Origin of the sequence: Solimonas marina (genome assembly GCF_012241385.1) — a bacterium.
GTDB lineage: Bacteria > Pseudomonadota > Gammaproteobacteria > Nevskiales > Nevskiaceae > Solimonas > Solimonas marina.
On the sequence record NZ_JAAVXB010000002.1, the window covers coordinates 246644 to 263881 of the forward strand.

General features: G+C 65.4%; 19 protein-coding genes and 2 tRNA genes. 9 read left to right on the forward strand and 12 right to left on the reverse strand.

The features are described from left to right. The first annotated feature begins 10 nt into the window (after nucleotides 1-10). Complete coding sequence (locus G7Y82_RS04245; RefSeq protein WP_168146780.1) at nucleotides 11-496, forward strand: CinA family protein; 486 nt, start codon at nucleotides 11-13, stop codon at nucleotides 494-496. Between the two features lie 74 nt (nucleotides 497-570). Further along, complete coding sequence (gene thpR, locus G7Y82_RS04250; protein WP_168146781.1) at nucleotides 571-1161, forward strand: RNA 2',3'-cyclic phosphodiesterase; 591 nt, start codon at nucleotides 571-573, stop codon at nucleotides 1159-1161. Between the two features lie 28 nt (nucleotides 1162-1189). Here the strand turns inward: thpR and G7Y82_RS04255 are convergent, their stop codons facing one another. Then, the gene (locus G7Y82_RS04255; RefSeq protein WP_168146782.1) at nucleotides 1190-2233 is read right to left on the reverse strand and encodes a CE1 family esterase; all 1044 of its coding nucleotides are present in this window, start codon (nucleotides 2231-2233) and stop codon (nucleotides 1190-1192) included. A gap of 235 nt (nucleotides 2234-2468) precedes the next feature. Between G7Y82_RS04255 and recA the strand changes: the two genes are divergently transcribed. Together recA and G7Y82_RS04265 are read left to right on the forward strand one after the other, a co-directional pair. Beyond that, a complete protein-coding gene (gene recA / locus G7Y82_RS04260) occupies nucleotides 2469-3509 on the forward strand; it encodes a recombinase RecA (RefSeq protein WP_168146783.1) in 1041 nt (346 codons plus the stop codon). After that, nucleotides 3484-4026, forward strand: coding sequence for a regulatory protein RecX (locus G7Y82_RS04265; protein ID WP_168146784.1), 543 nt, complete (start codon nucleotides 3484-3486; stop codon nucleotides 4024-4026). Before recA ends, G7Y82_RS04265 begins: the two co-directional genes overlap by 26 nt. Here the strand turns inward: G7Y82_RS04265 and G7Y82_RS04270 are convergent. Continuing rightward, a complete protein-coding gene (locus G7Y82_RS04270; RefSeq protein ID WP_168146785.1) occupies nucleotides 3974-4954 on the reverse strand; it encodes a patatin-like phospholipase family protein in 981 nt (326 codons plus the stop codon). The two genes, G7Y82_RS04265 and G7Y82_RS04270, sit on opposite strands and share 53 nt — an antisense overlap. Nucleotides 4955-5112: 158 nt before the next feature. Between G7Y82_RS04270 and alaS the strand changes: the two genes are divergently transcribed. The 5 genes from alaS to G7Y82_RS04295 all read left to right on the forward strand — a co-directional run bounded on the left by alaS (nucleotide 5113) and on the right by G7Y82_RS04295 (nucleotide 9780). Next, on the forward strand, nucleotides 5113-7761 hold the full coding sequence (gene alaS / locus G7Y82_RS04275) for an alanine--tRNA ligase (protein WP_168147130.1): 2649 nt from the start codon (nucleotides 5113-5115) through the stop codon (nucleotides 7759-7761). Between the two features lie 43 nt (nucleotides 7762-7804). Continuing rightward, nucleotides 7805-9037: an aspartate kinase gene (locus G7Y82_RS04280; protein ID WP_168146786.1), complete on the forward strand. Its 1233-nt coding sequence runs from the start codon at nucleotides 7805-7807 to the stop codon at nucleotides 9035-9037. A gap of 86 nt (nucleotides 9038-9123) precedes the next feature. After that, complete coding sequence (gene csrA / locus G7Y82_RS04285; protein ID WP_168146787.1) at nucleotides 9124-9318, forward strand: carbon storage regulator CsrA; 195 nt, start codon at nucleotides 9124-9126, stop codon at nucleotides 9316-9318. A gap of 162 nt (nucleotides 9319-9480) precedes the next feature. Further along, nucleotides 9481-9572 (forward strand) — tRNA-Ser (locus G7Y82_RS04290). A 131-nt stretch (nucleotides 9573-9703) separates the two neighbouring features. Beyond that, nucleotides 9704-9780 (forward strand) — tRNA-Arg (locus G7Y82_RS04295). Nucleotides 9781-9833: 53 nt separating this feature from the next. On the opposite strand, the gene G7Y82_RS04300 is transcribed toward G7Y82_RS04295, so the two are convergent. Genes G7Y82_RS04300 through G7Y82_RS04345 form a run of 10 tightly spaced genes read right to left on the reverse strand, consistent with a single transcriptional unit; the run spans nucleotide 9834 to nucleotide 17222 of the window. After that, nucleotides 9834-10934, reverse strand: coding sequence for a site-specific integrase (locus G7Y82_RS04300; RefSeq protein WP_206370311.1), 1101 nt, complete (start codon nucleotides 10932-10934; stop codon nucleotides 9834-9836). A 3-nt stretch (nucleotides 10935-10937) separates the two neighbouring features. Beyond that, complete coding sequence (locus G7Y82_RS04305) at nucleotides 10938-11150, reverse strand: DUF4224 domain-containing protein (protein WP_168146788.1); 213 nt, start codon at nucleotides 11148-11150, stop codon at nucleotides 10938-10940. Beyond that, nucleotides 11150-11671 carry a hypothetical protein gene (locus G7Y82_RS04310; RefSeq protein ID WP_168146789.1) on the reverse strand — a complete coding sequence of 174 codons (522 nt, stop codon included), beginning with the start codon at nucleotides 11669-11671 and terminating at the stop codon, nucleotides 11150-11152. Before G7Y82_RS04310 ends, G7Y82_RS04305 begins: the two co-directional genes overlap by 1 nt. 32 nt (nucleotides 11672-11703) lie before the next feature. Next, nucleotides 11704-12051 carry a zinc finger domain-containing protein gene (locus G7Y82_RS04315; protein WP_168146790.1) on the reverse strand — a complete coding sequence of 116 codons (348 nt, stop codon included), beginning with the start codon at nucleotides 12049-12051 and terminating at the stop codon, nucleotides 11704-11706. Then, nucleotides 12051-13298, reverse strand: coding sequence for a DNA-methyltransferase (locus G7Y82_RS04320; RefSeq protein ID WP_168146791.1), 1248 nt, complete (start codon nucleotides 13296-13298; stop codon nucleotides 12051-12053). The genes G7Y82_RS04315 and G7Y82_RS04320 overlap by 1 nt, the downstream gene beginning before the upstream one ends. Continuing rightward, nucleotides 13295-14458, reverse strand: a complete 1164-nt coding sequence (locus G7Y82_RS04325) for a phage Gp37/Gp68 family protein (protein WP_168146792.1) — start codon at nucleotides 14456-14458, stop codon at nucleotides 13295-13297. The genes G7Y82_RS04320 and G7Y82_RS04325 overlap by 4 nt, the downstream gene beginning before the upstream one ends. Next, the gene (locus G7Y82_RS04330) at nucleotides 14455-16344 is read right to left on the reverse strand and encodes a DNA cytosine methyltransferase (RefSeq protein WP_168146793.1); all 1890 of its coding nucleotides are present in this window, start codon (nucleotides 16342-16344) and stop codon (nucleotides 14455-14457) included. Before G7Y82_RS04330 ends, G7Y82_RS04325 begins: the two co-directional genes overlap by 4 nt. Further along, a complete protein-coding gene (locus G7Y82_RS04335; RefSeq protein WP_168146794.1) occupies nucleotides 16337-16534 on the reverse strand; it encodes a hypothetical protein in 198 nt (65 codons plus the stop codon). Before G7Y82_RS04335 ends, G7Y82_RS04330 begins: the two co-directional genes overlap by 8 nt. After that, nucleotides 16531-16752, reverse strand: coding sequence for a KTSC domain-containing protein (locus tag G7Y82_RS04340; RefSeq protein ID WP_168146795.1), 222 nt, complete (start codon nucleotides 16750-16752; stop codon nucleotides 16531-16533). The genes G7Y82_RS04335 and G7Y82_RS04340 overlap by 4 nt, the downstream gene beginning before the upstream one ends. Continuing rightward, nucleotides 16749-17222, reverse strand: a complete 474-nt coding sequence (locus G7Y82_RS04345) for a pyrophosphohydrolase domain-containing protein (RefSeq protein WP_168146796.1) — start codon at nucleotides 17220-17222, stop codon at nucleotides 16749-16751. Before G7Y82_RS04345 ends, G7Y82_RS04340 begins: the two co-directional genes overlap by 4 nt. Between the last annotated feature and the right edge of the window lie 16 nt (nucleotides 17223-17238).

Consider the following 17238-nt stretch of genomic DNA (forward strand, 5'->3'; position numbering starts at 1 on the left):
AGTCGCGCGCATGAGTGACCGCCTGATCGAACGCCTCGCCGAGGCGCTGCTCGCGCGCGGCGAGTGGCTGGCCACGGCCGAGTCCTGTACCGGCGGCCTGATCGCCAAGCAGCTGACCGATCTGGCCGGCTCGTCGGCCTGGTTCGAGCGCGGCTTCGTCACGTATTCCAATCTGGCGAAGATGGAAATGCTGGCGGTGCCCGAGGAAATTCTCGATGCGCACGGCGCCGTCAGCGGCGAATGCGCGGCGGCGATGGTACGCGGCATCCTGCGTGCCGCACCGGTCGATTGGGGTGTCGCCGTGACCGGCATCGCCGGCCCCGGCGGCGGCAGCGACGACAAACCGGTCGGCACCGTGTGGATCGCGTGGATACAGCGCGGCCACGCGCCGGATGCGCACCGTTTCTTCTTTGAAGGCGGGCGCGAGAGTGTCCGCGAACAGACTGCGCAGACCGCGCTCGAAGGTCTTTTGTACCGCGTGCGGGAGGCCGGCTAGCCGCGTCTCCGCTGTCTGCTGCCAGGCGGGACGTTAAACTGCGGCATCACCCCACTGCCGTCACTTCCCTTCGCATGGAACCCAACCGTCTCTTCTTCGCACTGTGGCCTGGCGAAGCAGTGCGGGCGTCCTGCAACGCGGCGGCGCGGCAGTTGAACATTCGCATGCCGTCGGGCGGCTATCTGAGCAGCCCCGAGCGCTACCACGTCACCTTGCTGTTTCTCGGCGATCACGTGCCGCGTGATCAGGAAGATGCGGCTTGCCGAGCGGCGGCGCTGGTGCGCGCGGCGCCGTTCACGCTGACGCTCGACCACGCCGGCTCCTTCCGCAATCGCGAGATTCCGTGGTGGATCGCCGCGCGCAGTACGCCGCCGGGGCTGACGGCTTTCTACGCTGCGCTGCGCGACGCCATGCTACAGGCGCGGGTATCGCTCGAAAGGCTGCGCTTCGTGCCGCACCTGACGATCGCTCGCAATGCCAAGATCATCCTGCCGCCGACGCCGATCGAGCCGATCGACTGGGCGGTCGACGAATTCGTGTTGATTCGCAGCCGGCTCGATCTGCGCCCGGTGCGCTATGAGGTGATCGGCCGCTGGCCATTGCTGGCGCCCGAGGGCGGCACCGCCACGCCAATCCCGGCGCCGCCGCAGCTCGATCTGTTCTGAGCGGCGGCGGCCAGCCCGACGCTCGCCACTACGAGCGGCGGTAGTCCTTGAAGAAGTCCCACATCGCGTCGGTCGCCGAGAAGTCATGCGAGGTGCGGCCGATGTGCAGCATGGCGTTGGCATCGGTCCCTTCCGGCCAGGTGTGGCCGCCGCCGTTGACGGTGTAGAGCTGCACGGCCGCGCCGGAGCTGCAGACTTCGTTGTGCGAGAGCGTGGTCGCGGTGCCATCTCGCGCCGAGTCGGCGATCGACTCGCTGAGCACGCCATCGGCATCGCAGCCGTTGATCTGCTGCCAGCGCAAGAAGGTATCGGGTCCGGACAACAGGCCGTAGCGTGCGTTGTACTGCACCAGCGGATCGCGCGTGCCGAGGATCAGGGTCATCGGCACGGCCTGCGCCGGCTGACACAGGGCGGCTTCGGATTTACGCATGGAAGCGGCAACCTGGGCGGCGGCTGCAATGCGCTCCGGATGCGCGCAGACGAAGCGGCTGGTCATGAACCCGCCGTTGGACATGCCGGCGATGTAGATGCGCGTCGGGTCGATCGGGTGCGTGGCGATCGCACTGTCGATCACCGCCGCGATGTAGCCGACGTCGTCGATGCCGCTATCCAGCGACGGGTCTTCGTTCCAGTGCCGGTTTTCGGCAGTCGGCAGAATCACCCAGGCGCCGTGCTCGGCGGCGAGTCGGCCGGCGTGCGCCAGGTTGGCCATGGTTTGCGGCGTGCCGTAGCCAAAGTGCAGCAGGATCACGGCTGGCGCCAGTGCGCTGGCGTCGGCCTGCGGGCGGATCACCAGCGACTGGCGGCCGTTGCCCTGATAGACGATGGTTTCATCGAAGCTCGTCGTGCCCGGCGTCGGTTCCAGGTACTGGCCTTCGAGCTTCAGGCGGGTCAGCGCAAAGGCCTGTTCCATTTGATCGAGCGAGGCGGCCATCGCCGCGCGCGTCTGCTGCAGTGCGGCCTGTGCCGCCGCCAGCGACTGCTGCAGCCCGCTGAGCAGGCCGGCGTTGGCCCAGGACGAGACGCCGAGCAGGCCGAGGCCGGCCAGCGCGCGCCAGTATGGAAGTCGCATGTGAAGATTCCCTGCCGCCGGTGTCCGGCTGTTTTTTGATGGCGCGCGATTGTAGGCTGACGCCGCGTAAGCATTTGCCCACTCGACCGGTCATCCACCGCCGCCTCGGCGCCGCCTCGGGCGTTCTGTGGGACAATGTGCGCCATCCCGCCGATACGGTCTTGCAGGCTCAGCTTATGAGCCCGTGAGCCGCGACAATATGCCGACTCCAAAACAGACAGCTAAACACGACGCCATGGACGATAACCGCAAGAAGGCCCTCGAAGCCGCGCTTTCGCAGATCGAAAAGCAGTTCGGCAAGGGCGCGATCATGAAGATGACGCCGGGCGAGCAGCTGCGCGACGTCGAGGTCATCTCGACCGGCTCGCTGACGCTCGATACGGCGCTGGGGATCGGTGGCCTGCCGCGCGGCCGTGTCGTCGAGATCTACGGTCCGGAATCGTCGGGCAAGACGACGCTGACGCTGCACGCGGTGGCCGAGTGCCAGAAGGCCGGCGGCGTGGCCGCGTTCATCGACGCCGAGCACGCGCTCGATGTGCAGTACGCGCAGAAGCTGGGCGTCAAGGTCGAGGATCTGGTGATCTCGCAGCCCGACACCGGCGAACAGGCGCTGGAAATCTGCGACATGCTGGTGCGCAGCAACAGCGTCGACATCATCGTCATCGACTCGGTCGCGGCGCTGGTGCCGAAGGCGGAAATCGAAGGCGAGATGGGCGACAGCATCGTTGGCGTGCAGGCGCGCCTGATGAGCCAGGCGCTGCGCAAGCTGACCGGCAACATCTCGCGCAGCAAGTGCCTGGTGGTGTTCATCAACCAGATCCGCATGAAGATCGGCGTCATGTACGGCTCGCCGGAAACGACCACGGGCGGCAACGCGCTGAAGTTCTATTCGTCGGTGCGTCTCGACATCCGCCGCACCGGCGCGATCAAGAAGTCCGACGAGGTCATCGGCAACGAGACCCGCGTCAAGATCGTCAAGAACAAGATGGCGCCGCCGTTCCGCGAGGCGCACTTCGAGATCCTCTACAACGAGGGCATCTCCAAGCTCGGCGAGCTGATCGACCTCGGCGTCGAGCACGGCATCGTCGAGAAGGCCGGCGCGTGGTTCTCGTACAAGGGCGACAAGATCGGCCAGGGCAAGGACAACGCGCGCAACTTCCTGCGCGAGAACACCGCGGTCGCGACCGAGATCGAGGACGCGATCCGCGCCAAGATCAATCCGGAACGTGCCGAGCGCACGGCCGCCGCCCGTGCGGAAGCCGCGGCCGCCAAGTAAGCGTGGTGGCGCCGGCGACACCACGCCGGCGCCGCTCGATGCGGATGCCGCCCGTGGCCGCGCGCTGAAACTGTTGTCGCGACGCGAGCACTCGGCCGCCGAGCTGGCGTACAAGCTGCAGCGTCGCGGCGCCGAGTCGGACGTTGCGCGGCAGGCGGTTGAGAAGATGCAGGACGCCGGCTGGCAGTCTGACGCGCGCTATGCCGAAATGCTGGTGCGCAATCGCATCGCCCAGGGCTATGGTCCGCTGCGCATTCGCGCCGAACTGTCGTCGGCCGGCGTCACCGACGCCGACGCACGCGCGGCGATCGAGGCCGCAGACTGTGACTGGACCGAGCGCTGTGCCGAGGTGCGTGCGCGCAAGTTCCGCACACCGCCAGCCGATGCTGCGGCCTGGCAGAAACAATACCGCTTTCTCGCCAGTCACGGCTTTCCGTCCGACGCGGTGCGCGCGGCGCTGAAGGCTACTCGAGCGCCGGGGGAGGCGTGGACGGAGCCGTTCGAGGACCTGCCGTAGGATTCAGGCCCGGCTGGAACGGAATCGTCGTCGGTAGGTGCGGCGACATGCGCTCGCCGAGCTTGGCGCGGATCTGCGGCATGGCCGCCAGTGCCGCGCGCTCGCCTTGCAGGATGGCCTGCTGCTTCGATTCGAAATTGCTCGAACTGATGCCGGTCAGATCCGGTTGAATGACGATGTCGGCCTGCGGCAGCTCGGCGGCGCGAATCGACTGGCCCATGATCTCGAACGTGCGCATCAGAATGTCGAGCTTGCCACTTGGCTCCACGCTCGGATTGACCGGCGTCGAGACGTCGACGGCGATGATGAAGTCGGCGCCGAGTTGCTTGGCGTACTGGATCGGAACCGGCGCCACCAGGCCGCCGTCAACGTATTCGTGGCCGTCGATCACCGCCGGTGCGAAGACGCCCGGCACTGACGATGAGGCGCGTACCGCTGCGCCGACATTGCCGCGCTGGAACAGCACCGCCTTGCCGGTGTCGAGGCGAGTGGCGACGCAGGCGAACGGAATGTCCAGCGCTTCGATCGGCCGGTTGCGCACGGCCTTGTTGACGAACTTTTCGAGCGCGTCGCCGCGGATCAGGCCTTTGCCGAACATCGACCAGTCGGCGATCGTCGCGCGGTCGAGCGCGAACGCCATCTCCTGCAGGTCGAAGGCGTTGTAGCCGGCGGCATACAGCGCGCCGGCGACGCTGCCGGCACTGGTGCCGACGATCAGGTCGGGCTTCAGCCCCTGCGCCGCGAGCATTTTCAGCACCCCGATGTGGGCGAAACCGCGCGCCCCGCCGCCGCCGAGGACCAGCGCGACCTTGGGCGGTGGGGGTGGTGGTGCTGGCGGCGCGGGCGTCGGTTCCGGCGGTTTGGTCGCGCAGGCGGCACAAACCGCCAGCAGCAAAAAGGCGAGGGGTCGGATCGACAGGAGCTTCATGGCGTGCCGATTCTACGCAAACGCCGGCCGCCCGCCGTGGCGGATGGATTGGCAGGCCCGACAGCGTGCCGATGGCGGCGGCGTGGCCACTTGTTTACCATATCGCCCCTTTTGCGGACCCTTTTTCACGGATCATTCAGCCGATGAGCAGTAAGCCGATGACCAGCAACGAACTGCGCGCCAAGTTCCTGGAATTCTTCCAGAGCAAGGGGCACACGATCGTGCCCTCGTCCTCGTTGGTGCCGGGCAACGACCCGACCCTGCTGTTCACGAACGCCGGCATGGTCCAGTTCAAGGACGTGTTCACCGGTCAGGACAAGCGACCGTATACGCGTGCCACCAGTTCCCAGAAATGCGTGCGCGCCGGCGGCAAGCACAACGATCTGGAGAACGTCGGCTACACCGCGCGCCATCACACCTTCTTCGAGATGCTGGGCAACTTCAGCTTCGGCGACTACTTCAAGAAGGACGCGATTGCCTACGCCTGGGAGTTCATTACCTCCAAGGACTGGCTGGGCATCGACAAGGGGCGCCTGCTCGTCACCGTCTATCAGGAAGACGACGAGGCTTTTGGCATCTGGCGCGACGAGGTCGGCGTGCCGGCAGATCGCATCGTGCGCATCGGCGACAACAAGGGCGCGCGCTATGCCTCGGACAATTTCTGGGCGATGGGCGACACCGGCCCTTGCGGGCCTTGCACCGAAATCTTCTACGACCACGACCCGGACGGCTCCAAGGGCATCTGGGGCGGCCCGCCCGGATCGCCGGAGGAAGATGGCGATCGCTGGATCGAAATCTGGAACGTGGTGTTCATGCAGTTCGAGCGCAGCGCCGACGGCGCGATGGCGCCGCTGCCGGCGCCGAGTGTCGACACCGGCATGGGCCTCGAACGCATCGCGGCGCTGCTGCAGGGCTATAACGACAATTACCGCACCGATACCTTCGCGCATCTGATCGGCGCGGTGGCCCGGCTCGCCGGCCAGGCGCCGTACGCGAATGCGTCGCAGAAGGTCATCGCCGATCACATCCGCGCGACCAGCTTCCTGATCACCGACGGCGTGCTGCCGTCCAATGAAGGCCGCGGCTACGTTCTGCGTCGCATCATGCGCCGTGCGATCCGCCACGGTTACAAGCTGGGCCTGAACGACACCTTTTTCTACAAACTGGTGGCGCCGCTCGCCGAGATCATGGGCGGGGCGTATCCAGAGCTCAACGACAAGCGCGAGCTGCTCGAAAAGACCATCCGCACCGAAGAAGAAAGCTTCGCGGTGACCCTCGACAAGGGCATGAAGCTGCTCGACGAGGCGATCGGCAAGCTGACCGACAAGACCATTCCCGGCGATGTCGTCTTCAAGCTCTACGACACCTACGGCTTTCCGTTCGATCTGACCGCCGACATCGCGCGCGAGCGCGGCTTGACGCTGGACGAGGCCGGCTACGAGCGCGAGATGGAAGCGCAGCGCAACCGTGCGCGCGCGGCCAGCAGCTTCAAGGCCGCCGGCACGCTCGTCTATGAGGGCGACGACACCTGCTTCATCGGCTACGACGGTCTCAACGGCGATGGCAAGGTCGTGGCGCTGTACCGCGACGGCCAGAGCGTCGAGGCATTGGCTGCCGGCGAATCCGGCGTCGTAGTGCTCGACAACACGCCGTTCTACGCCGAATCCGGCGGTCAGGTCGGCGACCGCGGCACGCTCAGTGCGGGTGATGCGCGCTTCGAGGTTGGCGACACGCTGAAGATCAAGGGCAGCGTCTTCGGCCATCACGGTACGTTGAAGGCCGGCGCGCTGAAGCTTGGCGACACGGTCAAGGCCGAGGTCACCGACAGCCTGCGTCGGGCGACCATGCGCAATCACTCGGCGACGCATCTGCTGCATCGCGCGCTGCGTGACGTGCTCGGCACGCATGTGGCGCAGAAGGGTTCGCTGGTCGACGAGACGCGGACCCGTTTCGATTTTTCGCACAACGCGGCACTGACCGCCGACGAGATCGCCGAGATCGAGGATCGCGTCAATCGCGCCGTGCTCGCCAACGTGCCGGTCAGCGCGCAGGTGATGAAGTACGACGATGCGATCAAGGCCGGCGCGATGGCGCTGTTCGGCGAAAAGTACGGTGACGAAGTGCGCGTGCTGGCGATGGGCCGGGGCGAGAACAATTTCTCGACCGAGCTGTGCGGCGGCACGCATGTTTCGCGCACCGGCGACATCGGCCTGTTCAAGATCGTGTCGGAAGGCGGCGTTGCTGCCGGCATCCGTCGTGTCGAGGCGATCACCGGCGAGAACGTACTGAGCTATCTGCGCCAGACCGAAGCGCGCCTCAAGCGGGTCGGCGAGTTGGTGCGTGGCGGCGTTGACGATGTCGAGTCCAAGGTCGAGCAACTGCTCGAACGCGGCAAGCAGCTCGACAAGGACATCGCGGCCCTGAAAGGCAAGTTGGCGGCCAGCGCCGGCAGCGACCTGGCGGGTCAGGCGCAGGAGATCAACGGCGTCAAGCTGCTGGCGACGACGCTGGACGGCGTGGCCGGCAATGACCTGCGCACACTGATGGATCAACTGAAGAACAAGCTCGGCTCCGGCATTGTGCTGCTCGGTACCGCCACTGGCGACAAGGTCAGCCTGATCGCCGGCGTCACGGCGGACCTGACCGCCAAGGTCAAGGCCGGCGAGCTGGTCAATTTCGTTGCACAGCAGGTCGGCGGCAAGGGCGGCGGTCGCCCGGATATGGCGCAGGCCGGCGGTTCGCAACCCGCCGCGCTGCCGGCCGCCATCGCCTCGGTGCCGGCCTGGGTCGAAGCCAAGCTCCAATAAGCATCCGGCCGCCACGGACGGCTGTTATCCCCCACAAGACAATATGGCACTCATCGTTCAGAAGTACGGCGGCACGTCGATGGGCTCGGTCGAGCGCATCGAGCACGTTGCCCGCAAGGTTGCGGGCTTTCGCCAGCAAGGCCACCAGGTGGTCGTCGTCGTTTCGGCGATGTCCGGCGAGACCGATCGCCTGCTGAAGCTCGCCAAGTCGATTTCGCCGCGCGGCAACCCGCGTGAATTCGATCAGATCGCCGCGACCGGCGAGCAGGCGTCGATCGCACTGTTGGCGCTGTCGCTCGAAAAATGCGGCGTGGCGGCCAAGTCCTATACGGGCTGGCAGGTGCCGATCAAGACCGACAGCGCGCACATGAAAGCGCGTATTCAGGACATCGACGGCAGCCGCCTGCGCGCTGACCTCGATGCCGGCATCGTGCCGGTCGTGGCCGGCTTCCAGGGCATCGACGAGAGCAGTGGCAGCGTGTCGACGCTGGGTCGCGGCGGCTCAGACACCACGGGCGTGGCGCTTGCTGCGGCCCTGAAGGCCGACGAATGCCAGATCTACACCGACGTTGACGGCGTTTACACGACCGACCCGCGCGTCGAGCCCAAGGCTCGGCGCCTGGACAAGATCACGTTCGAGGAAATGCTGGAACTGGCGAGCCTGGGCTCCAAGGTCCTGCAGATCCGCTCGGTTGAATTCGCGGGCAAGTACAAGGTCCCGCTGCGCGTGCTGTCGACCTTCGTCGACGGCCCGGGCACCCTGATCACGCTTGAGGAAAGCACTGTGGAAGACGCACTCATCTCCGGTATCGCGTTCAATCGCGACGAGGCTCAGCTGACGGTGGCCGGTGTGCCGGACCGCCCGGGTATTGCCGCGGCGATCCTGGGCCCGATCGGCGACGCCAACGTCGAGGTCGACATGATCGTGCAGAACGTCGGTGCCGACGGCACGACCGACTTCACCTACACCGTGCATCGCAACGATTTCGATCGCGCGCTGGAGATCAGCCGCAAACTGGCTGGTGAGCTGGGCGCCAAGGGCGTCAATACGGCGACCGATATCGTCAAAGTGTCGCTGGTCGGCGTCGGCATGCGCAGCCACGCCGGCATCGCATCGAAGATGTTCACGGCGCTGGCGGGTGCCGGCATCAACATCCGCATGATCTCGACGTCGGAGATCAAGGTGTCCGTGGTGATCGAAGAGATGTATCTTGAATTGGCCGTTCGGACGCTGCACAAGGCGTTCGGCCTGGAACAGGCGCCGTCTGTCGCCTGATATCCACAGGGGGCCGTATACCTGTCAGGATGGTTTCGCCGGTGGGGTGGGCAGAAACTGTCAGGGACTCCATGGAGGGATTTCCCATGCTGATTTTGACGCGACGTGTTGGTGAAACGGTGGTGATCGGCGACGATGTCGTCGTGACCGTGCTCGGCGTGAAAGGCAACCAGGTCCGGATCGGCGTCAAGGCGCCACGTGACGTTGCCGTGCACCGCGAGGAAATTTTCGAGCGCATCAAGCGCGAGGGCGACAGCGAAGAGGTCTCGGCCGCCGCCTGAATGTGGTTTTGCGGCGTGCGGGAAGCCTCCTTCACGCCGTCCTTCACCTCGATGTAAATTTTCGCTTTTCTTTCGCGATCGAGGTCGTTAGAATTGCGCGCCTTGCCGGGGTGGCTGACCGGCACGAGAGTGAGCCGGGCGGTCGCTCGGCCTTGCAGTCCCGGAGTGATGGCCGAGTGGACGAAGGCGCGCCCCTGCTAAGGGCGTATATGGTTTATCCCGTATCGAGGGTTCGAATCCCTCTCACTCCGCCAGTTTTGTAGACCCCGAAAGGTCGCGAGGCATTCGAATCCTCGAGAAACCGCCGGGTTCGTGCCGCAGCGCCGAAGGCGAAGCGGACAGTATTTCGGTAATCGACCATGATCGATTACACAGCAGTTAGTGCGCGCCCGTAGCTCAGCTGGATAGAGCACTTGGCTACGAACTAAGGGGTCGGAGGTTCGAATCCTTCCGGGCGCGCCATTTTTCCCTACGAAACAGCCCTGCAGCGCAGGGCTTTTTTGTGGGCGTCTGTATCATTCAGAGCCACCTGTATCATTCGAACCGACTCTGAAGGGTCGATTTAGGGGCGTCACGCGTTCCGGCTTGCGCCGGTAGACCCGCCTGGTAATCCGGTCATCAACATGCGACAGCAGCGCCCGAGCGCGTTCCAGCGTATCGGCATCCGACGCTACCTTGGCGCGCAGATCGTGCTCTGTGAAACGCTCCTTCACCGCCGTCTCGGCGAGCACGCGGCCCATGAACCGCGCCCACATGGACTTCCAGCCCTCCGGCTTGCCGGTCTCCTCGTTGATGTAACCGTCCCCGGTGCGCGTGCAGAATAGCCACGGCGCGATGTCGACCGGACGCGCGGCGAGGGCGATGTCGACGGCCTGCTGGAGCTCGGGGGTCCATTCGTAGATCGTCGCCTTCCCTGAGCTGTTCTTGGTCTTGTGGCGCAGGACGTGGATGCCATCGGCCCGGAAATCGCGCTTCGGCTGTAGGCGCAGCAGGTCGCCCTGCGAGATCCCGGTCATGAGCTTGATGACGATGTAGGCCTGAATTGCCCGCACGCTGCCGCGCTTGCGCATGGGCTTGACCTTCATGGCCTCCTCAACCTCCCAGTCTTCGACGTAGCGTGACCGGGACTTCTCGCCCTTCAGCCGCACCTCGCCTTTGAACGGGTGACGATCGATCAAACCCCACTCGACGGCTTTGGTGAAAGCGTGGCTTAGCACTTCGACCTCGCGGTGCGCGGCGATCTTCGCCGAACGCTTGTCGACGTACTTGTAGACCAGCTTCGGCGGGAAGGGCGTCAGCGGCATTTCCCCGAACGCGGGCCGCAGTTGCTTGAACGCGTACCGATTCGATTCCTGGCTTGCTGCCGCCTTCGCTGGAATCACTTCAAGCGCATAGCGGTCCAGGAGGGCACCGATGGTTGTAATCTCATCCGGCTTCTGCAGTCGGTCGGCCCAAGTCTTGTAGGCTTCCGCAAGGTTGCTGCCAAGTCTGAAGAACTGCTTTCCATCCCAGAGGTGTTCGACGCCCTTCGGCACTCGGTAATAGTAGGCGCCGTGCTGGATCTTCCAACGAAGTGGGAGGCCGCGGTTTTCAGTGTTGCGCTTACGTGGGGGCATGGGTCAGCTCAGAGCCTCCCAATTCGGTTCTGGACTTTTGCGGACTTTGCGCTTGGCTTCCGGATTGAGCAACGACTCTACGGCCGACTCCAGCACGACCAACGATCCGTCAGCGCGCATCGCGTACTTCAGGCCGATCGCCTGCAGTTGCCGGGCCTGTGCGGCATGCTGCTTCTTGCCCGTCAATCGCTCGATCTGCGCATCGGTCAAGAACATCAGCTTGCTTCCCCGAGGCTCGCACTGCGGAAGGGGCCGCGCACCGTCGCGCAGAACTCGGCCGCCGCCTTCAGCGCGGCGTCGAGACGGGGGCGTGGATTGAGTCCCCGCCTGGCGGTTGCGTGCAGCGCCCCGAGCGCATAGGCGCCGCCGCTGCCGATCGCGGCATAGCCGATCGGCTGCTCGACGACGGCGAAATCGCCGCTCAGGACGAACAGCCGGCCGTCGACGCCGATCAGCGCCGCGCACGCAGATGAGCGGCCGTCGGTGGCCCATGTCGTGTGGTACTCGGCGCACAGCGAGTGCAGGGCATCAGCGAAGTCCCTGGCCAAGAAATTGAGCAGATCTTGCCGCGGTGGTCGCGGCGGTGGATCGAAGACGTTCTGCACGAGCTGCCGCCACCGGCCGGCGCCAGCGGTGCCGATCAGGTAGCCCCCGGTACGCGCGATCTTGCGCTCCGGCAGCGTGACGACATGCTGACCGTTCGCGATGTGCGTGCACGAGTCGGCGCGCATGTACACGCGGCCGTGCTCGGCGATGGCGGCGACGCACGTCATTGGCCTTCGTCTCCGACGATTGACTGTGCCGCCTCGATGTCTTCCGGCCGAAGTCGCAGTTTCGGTTTGGCGCCGGCGCTCCGGTATCCCCAGCCGAGTTTCTTCCTCGCGCCATCGCGCCGGGCGGAATGCGTGCCGGCGCGGTAGCGCAGCGGCGAGCCGTCCCAATAGCTGCCGCGGTTCTTGCACGGTTCGCCGGCGACGCTGCCGCAATAGCTGCAGTCGACTTCTGCGACACAGCGGTCGGTCAGCATCCACCGGCCCTTCTCATTCGGGATCCGCACGAAGACGAGGTTCGGTGTCGCTTGGTAGGCGATCAGGCCGATTTGCAGGGATGAGGTCATCAGGCGGCTACCTCGATGTTGGCCAGCAGAGGGGAATCGGCTCGCAGGCGGCGCACGATAATTTCCACGTATGCTGGGTCTTCCTCGATAAGCACAGCATCGAACTGTTCTTGCTGTGCAGCGACGCCTGTTGTTCCACTGCCTGCGAACATATCGAGCGCGGTTCCACCTGGTGGGGTGATGAGACGAAGCAACCATCGCATCAGCGCGATTGGCTTTACAGTGGGGTGCGTATTTCCCTCGCCACGTTCGGCCGTCGTTGCTTTTGCGCAATAGAAGAAGCGCGCGGCGCTGCCTTCGTCTAGCCGGCGCGCGCCCGGGCGTATCTTGAAACCGACAGATCCTTCGTTTGCACTATCTGCAGACGGCTCTGGTCCGCGGCCGCTACGCATCGCGCCGTACACGTTCTGTGTTTTTCGCACACTTGCGTCGAGACTCGTATCAGCCATTTGCCCTGGCGCGTCAGGGAAGGCGGAAACAACGTCTTCGCTCCCGTCGTGCAAGACATTCGCCGGCCATCGGCCGAGTTGGTGCGGCTGCGAGACGAAGCCGCCGCCGCGCTGCTCGTGTTCGCTGCGGCGGGGCAGACCTCCGGCGCCGGCGTTCGGAGGCATGGACTCGCCCGCGACCCGGCACGCGTCGATGTTCAGGGCGCCGGTACCATAGGCCAGTACGTTCGCAGCGACGGTGCTAGACAATGGTTTGCGCGCGACCACGATCGGTTCATGCGCAGGCTTTAGCGCAGTCCCCCAGCCTTGCCATTGCAGGGCTGTGGCCGTGGCCGGCGCATACGATGAAACGATCGTCGACGAAACTTCGGCATCTACCGAACCGAACCTATTGTTGCTGCACTTCGATAGATCGCGCGCTCGATAGCTGCCGACGATTTCTGATCGCTCAGCCCCGGCAGCTTTATCAATAGCTTTCGACACGTCGAAGTTCTTCGGAAAGCCGCTGCCGTAGATCCACATGATCTGATCGCGAATCTCAAACCCGGCATCCTCGATGGCTGACGCCATACGGTGGTAGGTTCGCGCGCCGCCGAAAGCCAGTAGATGGCCGCCTGGTTTGAGCACTCGCAGCGCTTGGCGCCATGTTTTCGGGTCGAACGCGACGCCGCTTTGGTCCCACTTCTTCCCCATGAAGCCGAGCTCATAGGGAGGATCGGTGACAATGCTGTCGATCGACTCGTCCTCCAGCGCACGCAGCACTTCGCGGCAGTCTCCGGTGATGATGCGGATGCTCATGCCAACACCGCCGGAAACTCGTTGTGCTCACGGCCATCAAGCAGGCGGCCTGCGGCGGCCTTGCCAACATTGCGCACCGCGATCAGGCGATCGCCATGAAAGCCGAGTCCGCCGGCGAGATTGATCCAGCGCGTTGCGCCGCGCCCCATTTGATTATCCAGCTTGGGAACGTTGCGCCAGTCCGGATCGTCGTTGTCGCGATCGTAGTAGGGGTACCATTCGCCCCACTGCTTGAACAGGAACGGCACGCCGGCAGCGGCGCTCTGGTCGCGCAGCGAGCGGAGCCAATCCGGGTGCATCGGCCGGGCATGCGGGCCGGACTCGCCGCCGGCGATGATCCAGTCGAGAAACCGCGCATCCGCACTGACCAACGCCTGCCGCTTCAATCCGCACTCTGCGCCTGCAGCTTTCGCTTCGCGGTAGCTGTTGAACGGACCCTGCCACCAGCCGCAGACCGGCCACATGTAGCGGCTTACGTCCACGCCGCTCAGCATCGGCTCGATCGACAGGAACCGGATCGCCGCCGGCACGCGCTGCAGCTTCGGGATGTCGCGATCGGCCTCTTCTTGGTTGACCACCGTGGCGCCGATCCAGACGTTCGCGGGCGGGTTTCCGGCCAGCCACTCTTGCAGCCACAGTCCCAACTCAGAATTGCTGCGCCAGCAGTGCTGGTGCGCCTGCGTGATGCGAGCGTGCCAGTTGCCGATCCTCTTGCTGAGCAGCAACCAGTCGGACTCCGGCGTCGTGCGGATCACATCGAGGGCGTCGACCAGCCATTCGATCGGCACTTCGTTGTCGAGCCAGTCGCCAAGCGAGAGCGCGAAGATGCGGCGGCGAGCATCAGCGATGTTTAGGCTGTCGCATGCGGGACAAGACGGTAGGCCATCCGTGATGCTGCCGCCGGCGGTATTCGGGTTGTCGCCCCGCCAGCCGCATGTGCCGCATTCGTAGAACTGCCGGCGAGCCATCTTTCGCACGTCGCGCCAGTATTTCGCTCTGGTGCGCTTGCGGGGCTTGCCCGCACCCCATTCGACACGGTGCAGGCGTTTGTCCATGCGGGCTTCGGCGTAGCAGTGATCGCATGCCGGGCTGACCTTGGTGCAGCCCATCCAGGGGTTGAACGTGCTGTCGCACCATTCGATCTTTGTCGTGGCGCTCATGCCGCCTTCCTCGCGCGTTGCGTAGGCGCCAGTTCGTGCGCGAAATTGGCGCGAACCAGCGCCTCGGCGACCGGTGGGCAGACGCTGTTTCCGATCATGCGGACCTGCGCCGTTTTCGTGAGCGGCTTGCCGTCAGCTCCGCGGTCGATGACGTAGTCCGGCGGGAAGCCCTGGGCGTTGGCCAGCTCGCGCGGGGTGAGCATGCGCATGCCGATGTCGACGATCTGGTAGAGCTCCCCGCGTACGGTGACGAGGCCGAAGCGGTCACGCGTCGGCAGCGTGCGCAGCGGCTCATCGAGCCCTTGGCCGTCTTTGTCGTTGCCGTAGTAGGCGACGAGGAAGGCGCGGACCTCCGCGGCATGGGTGCCGCCACCAGTGACGGTCGGCATGGGCTCGTCGATCGGCTGACCGTCCTTGCAGGTACCGCGCAACTTCAGCAGATGCGAGGTGACGACCGATTGGTGGCTGCCGCTGGCGCATGTCGTGCTCAGCGGTTCGCGCGCATCCTTTCCAGCCTTTACGCCGACTCGCTCGGTGTTGTGCTGCGCGAGGAATGCAGCGACGACAGCATGATGGCCGCCAGTCGCGACCGTCGGCACGGGAGTATCCGCTGCGGCGCCGGCATGCCCGGTGTTGTTCGTCATCAGGTGTGCGGTGATCAGAGCCTGCTCGCCGCGCTGGGCGCCGGTTACGGTGGGCACTGGTTCGCCCATATCGTGTGCTCGCTCATCCCCGTGGTGGGTGACGTGCATCAGGTGCGCGGCGACGGCGGCGAACGATCCGCCGCCGGCGTGAATCGTCCCGACAGGGGTTTCGACATCGTGGGCGCCGCTGCCCCAGCGCTGTGCGCCGCCCGCTTTGCCTTCACCATGCGCGGCCTGAATCAGCGTGGCGGCGACCAATGCCGTGTCGTACTTGGTCTTGGTGGTCGCTGTCGGCTCATCCATGCTGCGAGGGCGGCTCTGCCCGGCACGGCTGCCGACACCGACCAACGTGGGCACCACGACCGCATGTGCGCCGCCCTTCGGGTTCGCCGTCACCGTGGTCAGTGGCTCATCCGCGCTGTTCACCCGTGTGCCGCTGCCGTAGTTCGCGATCGGCACGATGAACGGATTCGGCGCGTCGACGACGTAGCGCATGATGCCGCGCGCGATGCGCTTCATCGTTGCCTCGGCGAGTGGTCGCTTGCGTTCGAAGATCGACGGGCAAGGGATAGACCAGTCGATGCACTCGGCAGCCGTGCGGTACGGGATCAGGCCCTTGCCGTGCGTCGGCTTCGGCCAGATGATCGGCAGGCCATCGCGGCGGGCGATCAGGAACAGGCGCTTGCGGATCGTCGGCGCGCCGTAGTCGCATGCGCGGAGCTGGCGCCACTCGACCTTGTAGCCGAGCCTGCGCAGCTTCGCGACGAACAAATCGAACGTGACGCCCTTGCGCGCCGGATCAGGGAACCACTGTCCGTCGATGCGCTTGAGCGGCCCCCAGGTCTGAAACTCTTCGACGTTCTCCAGCATGATCACGCGCGGCTTGCAGTGCCGCGCCCACTTCACGACGACGCCAGCGAGGCCTCGAATGCGCTTGCTGACCGGCTTCCCGCCCTTCGCCTTCGAGAAGTGCTTGCAGTCCGGGGACGCCCACAGCAGGCCGATCTGTCGGTATCCGATCGCGCCGCGCGGGTCGACCTTCCACACGTCCTCCCGGATGTGCTCGGTCTGCGGGTGATTCACGGCGTGCATGGCCAGGGCCTCGCCGTCGTGATTCACTGCGACGTCGACGTAGCGGCCGAGCGCGCGCTCAATGCCAGTCGACGCCCCGCCGCCGCCGGCGAAGCTATCGACGATCAGCTCATGCAGGTCGAATGCAAACTGTCCGCTGCCGTCAGCCATTGGCCTTGACCTCCTGCGTCTCCCGATCGATCACGCCGTCGACCAGCGCCTGCACGTCGTCGTCGATCTGCTGAGCCCGTGTACCGGCCACAGCGTCGAGCGGGCGCGACCGGATCGTCAGCAGCAGTTGGTGCCGCGCGTGCTCGATCTGATCGAGCCAGACGCTGGTGTCGCGGGGCAGCGTGCTCACTGCGTCTGCTCCATGCGGCGATGCGTGAACTTGCCGCGGATCAGCGTGCCGAACGCCTTGCCGATCGATTCGGCGCCGAGCAGGGCCGAATACGTCTCTGAGGGCACGCCGTCGTACTGATAGACGCTGCCGTTCGTGAACTCGACTTCGAGCACCTTCGCACTCGCGTCGTAGCCGACGGACTTCAGGTTCGATGATGTGACGGGCTGGCGGATCATGACCGCGCCTCGCCGTTGGCCCGGGCCATCGCGGCGATCGCGCGGAAGCCGTGCTGATCGATCACGCCGCGCAGATCCGGCGGTGTCCAGCCTTCGGGCTTCATGACCTTGCCGTCTTCGCGGCGGTGGAGCGTGCCGTCGGCAGCGATCTTCGCCAGGTTCGAGCGTGCAACCTCAACCCAGCCGTCCTCAATCGGGAAGCCGAGCGCACGCAGGCCGGCGACGATCGTCCAGATGGTGTCGAGCGCGCCATCGAGAATCTGCGCGTCGTCGCGGCGCAGCCAGGCATCGGCCAGCTCCGCGATCTCTTCGCCGACGAGGCCGCCGATCATCGGGCCGTTCGGGCCGATGTCGAGGTCATCGGGGTTGCCGAAGTACAACATCGCCGTCGGCGTCATCATCGGGCCGATCGGCGTCTCCTGTGCGGCGGCGCGCATGAAGCGCTCGACGTCTTGAACTACATTCTTCATCGGGGACTTCTCCTGA

Bases quoted from the DNA above. Each gene is read 5' to 3' on its own strand.
- G7Y82_RS04315 (WP_168146790.1), bottom strand. From the start codon at position 12,051: ATGACCTCATCCCTGCAAATCGGCCTGATCGCCTACCAAGCGACACCG.
- G7Y82_RS04345 (WP_168146796.1), bottom strand. From the start codon at position 17,222: ATGAAGAATGTAGTTCAAGACGTCGAGCGCTTCATGCGCGCCGCCGCA.
- csrA (WP_168146787.1), top strand. From the start codon at position 9,124: ATGCTGATTTTGACGCGACGTGTTGGTGAAACGGTGGTGATCGGCGAC.
- alaS (WP_168147130.1), top strand. From the start codon at position 5,113: ATGACCAGCAACGAACTGCGCGCCAAGTTCCTGGAATTCTTCCAGAGC.
- G7Y82_RS04280 (WP_168146786.1), top strand. From the start codon at position 7,805: ATGGCACTCATCGTTCAGAAGTACGGCGGCACGTCGATGGGCTCGGTC.
- G7Y82_RS04330 (WP_168146793.1), bottom strand. From the start codon at position 16,344: ATGGCTGACGGCAGCGGACAGTTTGCATTCGACCTGCATGAGCTGATC.
- G7Y82_RS04320 (WP_168146791.1), bottom strand. From the start codon at position 13,298: ATGAGCATCCGCATCATCACCGGAGACTGCCGCGAAGTGCTGCGTGCG.
- thpR (WP_168146781.1), top strand. From the start codon at position 571: ATGGAACCCAACCGTCTCTTCTTCGCACTGTGGCCTGGCGAAGCAGTG.
- G7Y82_RS04305 (WP_168146788.1), bottom strand. From the start codon at position 11,150: ATGTTCTTGACCGATGCGCAGATCGAGCGATTGACGGGCAAGAAGCAG.
- G7Y82_RS04270 (WP_168146785.1), bottom strand. From the start codon at position 4,954: ATGAAGCTCCTGTCGATCCGACCCCTCGCCTTTTTGCTGCTGGCGGTT.
- G7Y82_RS04300 (WP_206370311.1), bottom strand. From the start codon at position 10,934: ATGCCCCCACGTAAGCGCAACACTGAAAACCGCGGCCTCCCACTTCGT.
- recA (WP_168146783.1), top strand. From the start codon at position 2,469: ATGGACGATAACCGCAAGAAGGCCCTCGAAGCCGCGCTTTCGCAGATC.
- G7Y82_RS04245 (WP_168146780.1), top strand. From the start codon at position 11: ATGAGTGACCGCCTGATCGAACGCCTCGCCGAGGCGCTGCTCGCGCGC.
- G7Y82_RS04340 (WP_168146795.1), bottom strand. From the start codon at position 16,752: ATGATCCGCCAGCCCGTCACATCATCGAACCTGAAGTCCGTCGGCTAC.
- G7Y82_RS04325 (WP_168146792.1), bottom strand. From the start codon at position 14,458: ATGAGCGCCACGACAAAGATCGAATGGTGCGACAGCACGTTCAACCCC.
- G7Y82_RS04255 (WP_168146782.1), bottom strand. From the start codon at position 2,233: ATGCGACTTCCATACTGGCGCGCGCTGGCCGGCCTCGGCCTGCTCGGC.